Consider the following 8,250-nt stretch of genomic DNA (forward strand, 5'->3'; position numbering starts at 1 on the left):
GACCGGCCCGCGCCAAAGATCGTGTCTGCTTCGTCCACGAGCAGGGTGGGCGGGTCCTCGTCAATCGACCGGTAAACCGCGGCGGTGGAGGCGTTGACGGTGATCAGCGGGTTGTGGCAGGTCGCCTCCACCACGTCGAGCAGGCGGGACTTGCCGCACCGCTTCTCTGGGGCGCGGATGACCAGCCGGGGTGCGTGGGCCCACGCGGGTTGGGCGTGGGTGGCTGCGATCCACAGCGCGACGGCGTCGGTCGCTTCGGGGGTCGGGAGGATGACGTACCGGGTGAGCGCGGCGTGTAGCCGGGCGAGAATCGCGGTCCCGTCGGGGGTGGGCGGGGTCATGGGGTGAGTCCTTCCACGGCGAACCCCCCGGCGATGGCGGCGTTGATGTCGCGGTCGCTCTGCTCCGCCTGCCGTCCGACGTCGGTCAGGGCGGTGATCGCGTCGTCAACGGTGAGATGTCCGGCCAGGACGATGCGGGCGACACCGCGAGCGGCGCCGTACAGGGTGGTCCGGCGTCGTCCGTGCGGGGCGCGGGTGACGGTGTCGAGGGTCGCGGTCAGCAGCGCGGCGGGGTCTGAGATGCCCCCTCCCCCGAACCGTGCCGGGTGGGCCGCGTGGGAGGGCCGACGGGGCGCGGGGGTCGGGGCCGCGGGGGCGCGGGCGACGGCGGCCAGGTGCGCGGCGAGCAGCGCGGCAGGGTCTGAGATGCCCCCCTCCTCTCCAGCGCGTGACGAAACGTGGGCCGGTGTGCGTGGTGGGTGGGGTTTCGTCACGGGTGGGGTATGGCAGGCCGTGACCAGGGAGGGGGGCATCTCGGCTACCGGCCGGGTGCTGGTCCACTGGTAGCGCCGGCCGGTGGTCGGGTGCGCCGACGGTGGGGCGACGACCAGGCCGCCGTCGGCCTTGATGTCGATACCGGTCCGGCCTGGCAGGGGGCGGGAGGGGATCAGCCCGCCGGGGTGGGTGTAGTGCAGGTGCCATCCGGCACCGCCGGTCGCCACGGCGGCGGTGGGAGTCATCAGCGCGGGGTCGAGGGTGCCGCCGTGGGCGGGGTCGATGTCGACCACGACCAGCCCGGACAGGATGCCGGTGCGGATCGCGAGCAGGCCGTCCGGGACGGCGGCGAGCATGGCGGCGGCGCGGTCGGGGTGGTTGGTGGCGGCGTAGAACCCGTGACAGGTCAGGCAGGGGCAGGCTTCCCGGTCGTGGGCGGGATCGCCCTTGCTCGCCTGGCAGTCCGGACAGTTCGCGACGGGTCGTTTGGTACGACCCAGAACGAACACCCGTCGGCCCGCGGCGATCAGGTCGAGGGCGGCGGTCAGGCGGGGGCCTGCCGGCGGTGCGGTGTAGGTGCGGGTGGGGATACCGGCGCGTTCGGCAAGGTCGCGGGTGTGGGTGGCACCAGCGCTGCCGTCGGCGATAAACGCCAGGCACAGATCCGGCCGGGTGTCGACCATGGCCGTGTTGCGGCGGGGCCCGGCGGCGCGGCCGTGGCGGGTCCAGTCGGCAGGGTGACGTTCCACCCGCCACCCGTGGGCGGTGGCGACGTCCTCAGCGATCCGGTCGGCACCGGTGGGGCAGGCACCGGAGACCAGCACCACCGGTCGGCCACCGGCGCTGCGGGCGGCCCGGTGCAGTGCGGCGGTGATGGTCTGCCGGTCGGTCCAGGTCCGCGACCCGGTGACCAGGATCCGCATCGGCCGGTCGATGGTCGGGGTCGGGGTGGCGTTGGGACGGATCGATCCGTCCCGCCGTCCCACCGGCATGCCGTCTGACCTGCGGGTTTGAGGGTGGGACGGGTGGGACGGCACACCCGTCCCACCCGCGTGGGGCATGGTCATGGCGCCTCCTGTCAGGGTCGGGGGGTGGTGAGGTAGATCCGGACCCGTCCGCCGGTCCGGTCGCGGTAGGTCCGACTGACCGTCGCGTGYGGGAACAGGCCGCACAGCGCGGTGAGGGTGACGGCGACGTCGGCGGGGTGGCCGTGGAGGCGCAGCGACACCCGGGGCGGAGTGGCTGTCACGCGCCACCGGCCGGCGCCCAGTTCAGGTCGGCCCTGAATCCGTGGAACGCGCCGCGCCCCGGCTTCGCCGTCACCAGCCACTTGGTGCACGCGGCGTCGTTGCTTCGGTTGGGGATCCACCGCCAGATGCCCGATTGCAGGTTCCCAACGGTGGGTTTCGGGTCGCCGGTGAAGTAGCCGTAGGGGTCCCGGGCGACCCACTCCGCGGCGGCGGCGCGCGCGTCTGCCTCGTCGGTGGTGCGCACGACAAGCCAGGGGAAGATCTCGTCAGCGTCGATGATCTCGACTCTGTTCATGTCGGTGCTCATGCCGCCCGCCCGTACTGGCGCGGGGTCGGGCGGATGGCGGCGCGGCAGGTGGGGCACAGCGGTCCGCCGCCGGGGCCGTAGCGGTGGTGGTAGGCGTGGCAGGCCGCGCACGGCCCCACCTCGTCGAGGGTGATGCCCAGGTGCATGGCGAGGGTGCGCACCGCGCTGTGAGCGGCGCGGGCGGCGTCGGCGTGGGCGGGGTTGGGCCTGCTCCGCCCGTCGATGTCGAGGACCGTGCGGGGTGTGGTGCGCCAGGCGTCGACCTGCCCGCGGGCCCACTCGCCCACGGTCATCTTGCCGGCGGTCATGCCGGACCGCCGGGGCCGCTGTCGTCGCTGTCGAACAGCGACGTCTGGTCCTGGCAGGAGTCGCACAGCGGCCGGTCCCCCGACGGGGCCGACGCGGGCACGGTGACCGGGGCGCGGCAGATCCGACACGGCCTRCTCGCGGTGGTCGGCGGGACCGTGGCGAGTGCCTTGGGGAAGCTGCCGGTGTTCAGGTAGACCACGCTCGGGCAGGCGGCGGCACTGCGGCGGTAGGGGAACCGGCAGAAGCGGCACGCGGCCCGAGGGCCGGTCCCGTCGGCACCGTGGCGGGCGGACACGGCGGCCCGCTCCGCCGGGGTCAGCCCCCGGAACTCCTTGACAGCGGCGGTGATGATCGGGTCGATCTCGCCGGGCGTGACCGGGTCGGGGGTGGGTGGGCGCACGCTGTGGGCGCGGGTACGGGGCATGATGGGGTGATCCCTTCGCAAGGGGGTGGAGTGGTGGCGGCGGGCCGGCCCCGGTAGGTCTGGCCGGACGTGTCGGGGGCCGACCTGCCGCACCACGAGGGGGTCTAGAACGGCGGTTCGGTCGGGTCCCCGGTGGCGGGTGTCGACCACGGGTCCCGCTCCGCCGGACCGGCCGCGGGTCCCCCGGCGGTGCCGCGGGCGGCGCGGGTGACGCGGGCGGTCGCGAACTTCAGCGACGGCCCGATCTCGTCCACGTCCAGCTCGAACACGGTGCGCTTCTCACCCTCGCGGGTCTCGAAGCTGCGCTGCTTGAGCCGGCCCGTGACGATCACCCGGGCGCCCTTCGTGAGGGACTCCACCGCGTTCTCCGCGGCCTGCCGCCACAGGGAGCAGCGCAGGAACAGCGGCTCGGCGTCGACCCACTTCCCGGTCTGCCGGTCCAGGGTGCGGGGGGTGGACGCAACGGTGAACGAGGTGACCGCCACCGCGTTCGGGGTGAACTTCAGCTCCGGGTCGGCGGTCAGGTTCCCGATCACGGTGATGGTGGTTTCTCCGGCCATGACGACAGCTCCTTTGCGGTAGAAGGCGGGCGGTGTAGGTGTCAGGTCAGCGGGTGCCGATGGCGACGGCGACCAGCGCGGCGGCCCACAGGGACCCGACGTGCAACGCCTGGTCGGACAGGTAGGCGCCGTTCAGGCCGTGGTCGGCGAGGCGGGCGAAGTCGGCGGAGCCGGTGTGGTCCTGGATCCAGCGGACGGGGGTGCGCCGGTCCCACAGGGCGTGGGTGGCGGCGGACACGGCGAGTCCGGCGGCCAGGCCGCGGCCGGTGACCGGCATGCCGACCGTGCGGGCGGTGACGGCGACCATGCCGGCCATGACGGCGTGGTAGGCGCCGACGTGGCGGCCCAGCGCCGTCCAGCCGGCCCGGCCGGGGGCGGCCTTGGCGGCGGCTTGGGCGTCGGTCTGTCCGACGACGTGGTCGGCGAGCTGGTGAGCGGCGTAGGCGGTGGCGAACAGCGCGGCGAAGGTCGCGGGACGCGCGGTGGTGGCGAGCATCAGGGGTCCTTCCGTCGGTGGTCCGGGTGAGGTGTCGACGGTCAGGCGTAGACGTCGTTGTCGGCGCCGCAGCGGCAGCGCTCCTGGATGCCCCGAACGAAGGCCTTGCCGCGGTGGGTCTTCTCGGTCAGGCAGGACGGGCAGGTGTAGGTCAGGACCCCATCGCTGTAGGTCCCGGTCAGGACGTTGTTGGCGCTCACGCCGACCTGGATGCCGACCCGGGCGTTGCCGGTGACGATGTTGCGGATCCGCATGGGGGTGCTCCGTTCCGTGGCGTGCAGGTCGATGGCGTCGGTGACGATGCGGGCGTGGTCGAAGGCGAATCCCCGGGCGAAGGCGACCGGGAGCGGGACCCACTCCGCCGCCGTGGCGTCGTCACCCGCGGTCGGGGGGATGGGGTGGGGCAGGATCAGCGCGTAGGCGAACGTCACGTAACGGCCCCGGGGGTCGCGTCCGGGGGCGGAATACACCCCGATCGGACGCAGGTCCGCGGCGGTGACGGCCAGGCCGGTTTCCTCGGCCAGCTCACGGCACGCGGCGGCGTGCGCCGTCTCGCCGGGGTCGACATGACCTCCGGGCAGGGCCCACAGTCCGGCGTAGGGGTCCCATCCCCGGCGGATCAGCAGCACGTGCGGGGCGCCGTCCTGCTCGGCGAGTGCGACCACGTCGGCGGTCAGACGGGCGGTCTCGGGAGAAGTCATTGCAGGTCCTTCCTGGGTGGGGTGGTGAGTCTCAGACGGCGGAGCCGCGGCGGAGTCGGGCGATGAGCACGGCGGCGGTGACGGCAAGGGCGGTCGCGGTGATGGCGGTCAGGGCCGTGAGGGTGGTGGTCGCGGTGGTGGCGAGGGGGCCGTGGGCGCGGGTGGCGGCGGTGAGCAGGGTGAGCGCGGCCAGGGGGCGGCGGGTGGCGTTGTAGGCGCGGCGGGCGGCGGTGGTGGCGGCGCGGACGGCGGGGGCGACGATGAGCGCGGTGAGGATCACGAGGATGAGCAGGGCGGCGGTCATGGCGGGTCCTTCGGGTGCCAGGCGGGGCGGTGGGTCAGCGGGATGGGAGGAAGGTGCGGCGGGCCCAGTTCCACCCGCGGCGTCCGAGGCGCAGCCGTAGGCCGGTGTGGTCGCAGTGCCGGCAGGGGCGGGAGCGGCCGAACCGGCTGGTGGTGCGGGCGGTTCCGTCGCAGCGTCGGCAGGGGCCGAACGGCTTGATCCAGCACGCCAGCGTGTAACCAAGAGTGACGGTCAGGGTGGGGAGGAGCGGGAGGGCTAGCAGGGTGGTCGTGGGGGTCACAGCGGGGCTCCTGGGGCTGTTTTTGGGCAGGGTCGGCCCGGGGGTGCTGACTGCTAGGTGCCTGGCCAGGGCTGGTGTGGGGTGCTAGGGCGTCTGCTAGCGCTAGCAGGGGGTGGTGCTAGCGCTAGCAGCCCTCTGCGGCCTACTCGCCCTTGCGGTTTTGGTTACGCTCCGCGATCACGGCGAGGATGGCGGCGTGGCGGATTCCGCGGCGGGTGACGGGCTTGCCGTCGATGCGCCGGCCGATGTCCTTCGGGGTGATGCGGTGCGGCTTGAGGGCGGCGGTGAGTTGCGCGGACTCCCATCCGGCGTAGGCGTCCGGGCGCAGGTCCGCCAGGCGGGCGCACAGGGTCTCGTTCCACTCCTGGTCGACCCCGGCGGGCCAGACCGCGGCAAGGTCCGCCACCACGTCGACCGTGGGCGCCGCGGGGCGCGCCTGCTCCGCCGGGGTCGGCAGGGTGCCGGCGGCGGTGCGCAGTTCGACCGCCCGGGCGATCACGCGGTCAAGCTCCGGGCCGGTGACGGGGTAGGACCGGTCGGCGTCAGGCTTGCCGAAGCCGACCAGGATGCCCCACCCGGCTTCCACGACCGGTTCGAACACGGTCGCCCGGTAGCCGTTCTTGTACATCGACGTGCCCAGGATCATGTCGTTCGCGACCTGGTCCGCGACCGACAGGCAGAACCGGCTGTTGACGTTGCGGGTGATCCCCGGGGGCAGGCTGTCCTTGTCCGGGATCTGCGTGCCGATGAGCAGAACCACACCCAGCGCGCGGCCCAGCTTGATGACCTTCTCGGCGTACTCGGCGGCTTCCTTGCCCCACGGGGAGTGGAACAGCTCCTGAATCTCGTCGATGAACGCCACCAGCGGATGCAGCCCGGACCCCTTCAGCGATGCCAGTTCCGGCGTCACCTTGTTCTCCGGAGCCTTGCCCGCCGCGGCGTAGAACGCGATCCGCTCGGAGCGTCGGCGGCACTCCTCGTAGAGCCACTTCAACATCGCCGCGCACGCCTGCAAGGTGTCCTCATCGAAGCCGTTGCCGTACTCCGTCAGCACCGGCGCGGTCCCGGCGAAGTCACCAACGCCCTTGAGTTCGTACCCGCGGATCTCCGTCCGGACGTCAAGCGCGGCAGCGAGCACGAGCAGCCGCAACGCGAACGTCTTCCCACTGCCGGGCTGTCCACCAAACAGCCAGTTCCGGAAGATCAGCGACACGTCCACGACGTTCAGCCGCGGCGTGGTCGCGAACGGGAACGACTTGAACACATCCACCGTGCCGGAACGGATCAGCGGCCAGGCGGGCTGCTGCATCTGGGAGGCGGGCTGGTAGCCGACCCACAGCGCCAACCGGCCGGTGTGCCCCGGAGCAGGAGCAGGCCACACCTGGTCCAGCGGCAGCCGCAGACCGGACGCCAGGCGGCCACGGCGGGCGATGACATCGCCCGCTTCGACGCCGTAGGGCAGGTCCACGATGGCCATGTGACCGGGCCCGTCGCGGTGGATCTCCACCGGGAACGAGATCGCACCGGGGTCCTTCGCCACCGCAGAGTTGATCCCCGCGATCCCCAGCGACGTCAGGGCCCGGCGGACCAGCTCCGCCGTCAGCTTGCGGTACCGGTCCCCCGTCCGAACCCGGTCGGTGATCGGCCGGTCCGCCGGACGCCCCAACCGGGCAGACACCAGCACCACCGCGAGGATGAACAGCCACCGCACCAGCGCGGGCACCGGACCGAACACGATCACCGCAGTGACGATCAGAGCGGCCAGCGTGCCCAAGATCAGGATGGGCCACCGCGTCGAGGTCTGGCGCTGACGCTGACGGTCCAGCTTCAGCCACGTCTCCGGGTCGTTGCGCCGCGCGGCGTCCTGCCGCAACCCCCAGTTCCCCTCCTCCGCACTCGCCCACCGGATCAGGCGGGTGATCGTGCGGACCGCACCGACCGGCGCCCACAGCGCCACCTTGCCCGCGTACTTCGGGGCCCGCACCGCGTGGAACCGGGCGTGATAGCCAGCCTCGTTCGACGCGTGCCGCGCGGTCGCGCTGATGTCGGCGGTCGAGTGCGCCCACGTCGGCAGGATCGGCGCGCGCCGCCGGCCGGCAGGCACCGTGCCCGCGGGCAGGTCCGGCGGGTCCACCGGCACCCCCGCCGGGGCGTCGTCGACCGCCACCGACTCAGCGTCGTCGTCCTGCTCGTCCGGGTCAGTCTCGTCATCCGGGGCGACGTCGGTGTCGGTCGGGCGGCGGCGGTCACGGGCGGCGGTCAGGTCCACCACCGGCGCGTCCTGCTCACCGGTCAGGTCGGTGTCGTCGGGCAGGTCAGGTACCCAGCCGGACGGCTCACCGTCGGGCGACGACGGGGTCCGGGTCGGGTCCGCAGGGGTCATGATGAGAAGTCCTCCTGTGCGTGGAGCGCGGGTGGGGGCCGGTGCGCGGCGGCGAACTTTGGCGAGCGAGACGCCGCGCACCGGGCACAGCTACCGGGAGCGGTTGCGGCTGACGTGGCGGACGAACTTCTCCGACCACGGGTGGTCGGCGATGACCTGCGCGTCGGTCTTGGCGTTGCCGTGCTGGTCGATCCAGCCCGTGTAGCCGGACTCGCGAAGCTCACGGGTCTTGCGGACGGCGTCGGTCTCGTCCTTGCCGGTCAGCCAGTCGAGCGCCATGGGGTGGGTCTCCTCTCGCCGGTGCGGATGCGGTGGGGGTGGTCAGCGGCCGTGCGGGCGGCGGTAGTTCGGGCGGATCGTGTCGAGCTGCTCGGCGAGCAGGTCACCGGCGTCGTCGGCGCCGGACAGGGTCAGGCCGGTCAGGGTGCGGGTCAGCGCGGTCTGCTGGGCGCGGACGCGG

The 8,250-nt window shown here is 73.1% G+C and carries 12 protein-coding genes and 1 pseudogene; all 13 read right to left on the reverse strand.

The features are described 5' to 3' along the window. Positions 1-341 (reverse strand): annotated as a pseudogene (locus KBI5_RS21005) (hypothetical protein); the annotation flags it as partial. Continuing rightward, positions 338-1,843: a bifunctional DNA primase/polymerase gene (locus tag KBI5_RS21010; protein WP_085016216.1), complete on the reverse strand. Its 1,506-nt coding sequence runs from the start codon at positions 1,841-1,843 to the stop codon at positions 338-340. The gene KBI5_RS21010 and the pseudogene KBI5_RS21005, both read right to left, overlap by 4 nt. Before the next feature lie 11 nt (positions 1,844-1,854). Continuing rightward, on the reverse strand, positions 1,855-2,025 hold the full coding sequence (locus tag KBI5_RS26545) for a hypothetical protein (protein WP_157902562.1): 171 nt from the start codon (positions 2,023-2,025) through the stop codon (positions 1,855-1,857). Next, the gene (locus tag KBI5_RS21015; protein WP_133057098.1) at positions 2,022-2,321 is read right to left on the reverse strand and encodes a hypothetical protein; all 300 of its coding nucleotides are present in this window, start codon (positions 2,319-2,321) and stop codon (positions 2,022-2,024) included. The genes KBI5_RS26545 and KBI5_RS21015 overlap by 4 nt, the downstream gene beginning before the upstream one ends. A gap of 8 nt (positions 2,322-2,329) precedes the next feature. After that, entirely contained in the window at positions 2,330-2,641 is a 312-nt protein-coding gene (locus tag KBI5_RS21020; RefSeq protein WP_085016218.1) for a hypothetical protein, read from the reverse strand. Then, positions 2,638-3,066: a hypothetical protein gene (locus KBI5_RS21025; RefSeq protein WP_133057099.1), complete on the reverse strand. Its 429-nt coding sequence runs from the start codon at positions 3,064-3,066 to the stop codon at positions 2,638-2,640. The genes KBI5_RS21020 and KBI5_RS21025 overlap by 4 nt, the downstream gene beginning before the upstream one ends. Positions 3,067-3,170: 104 nt before the next feature. Further along, a complete protein-coding gene (locus KBI5_RS21030) occupies positions 3,171-3,626 on the reverse strand; it encodes a single-stranded DNA-binding protein (protein ID WP_085016220.1) in 456 nt (151 codons plus the stop codon). A 46-nt stretch (positions 3,627-3,672) separates the two neighbouring features. Then, positions 3,673-4,122 carry a hypothetical protein gene (locus KBI5_RS28505; protein ID WP_085016221.1) on the reverse strand — a complete coding sequence of 150 codons (450 nt, stop codon included), beginning with the start codon at positions 4,120-4,122 and terminating at the stop codon, positions 3,673-3,675. A gap of 41 nt (positions 4,123-4,163) precedes the next feature. Then, positions 4,164-4,823, reverse strand: coding sequence for an NUDIX hydrolase (locus tag KBI5_RS28510; protein WP_085016222.1), 660 nt, complete (start codon positions 4,821-4,823; stop codon positions 4,164-4,166). A gap of 31 nt (positions 4,824-4,854) precedes the next feature. Continuing rightward, the gene (locus KBI5_RS21045) at positions 4,855-5,127 is read right to left on the reverse strand and encodes a hypothetical protein (protein ID WP_085016223.1); all 273 of its coding nucleotides are present in this window, start codon (positions 5,125-5,127) and stop codon (positions 4,855-4,857) included. Positions 5,128-5,161: 34 nt separating this feature from the next. After that, positions 5,162-5,407 (reverse strand): hypothetical protein, encoded by a 246-nt coding sequence (locus tag KBI5_RS21050; protein ID WP_085016224.1) that lies wholly within the window; start codon positions 5,405-5,407, stop codon positions 5,162-5,164. A 142-nt stretch (positions 5,408-5,549) separates the two neighbouring features. Beyond that, on the reverse strand, positions 5,550-7,790 hold the full coding sequence (locus KBI5_RS21055; protein WP_241883060.1) for a cell division protein FtsK: 2,241 nt from the start codon (positions 7,788-7,790) through the stop codon (positions 5,550-5,552). A 90-nt stretch (positions 7,791-7,880) separates the two neighbouring features. Then, a complete protein-coding gene (locus KBI5_RS21060; protein WP_085016225.1) occupies positions 7,881-8,069 on the reverse strand; it encodes a hypothetical protein in 189 nt (62 codons plus the stop codon). Between the last annotated feature and the right edge of the window lie 181 nt (positions 8,070-8,250).

It is taken from the genome of Frankia sp. KB5 (genome assembly GCF_002099325.1).
GTDB lineage: Bacteria > Actinomycetota > Actinomycetes > Frankiales > Frankiaceae > Frankia > Frankia casuarinae.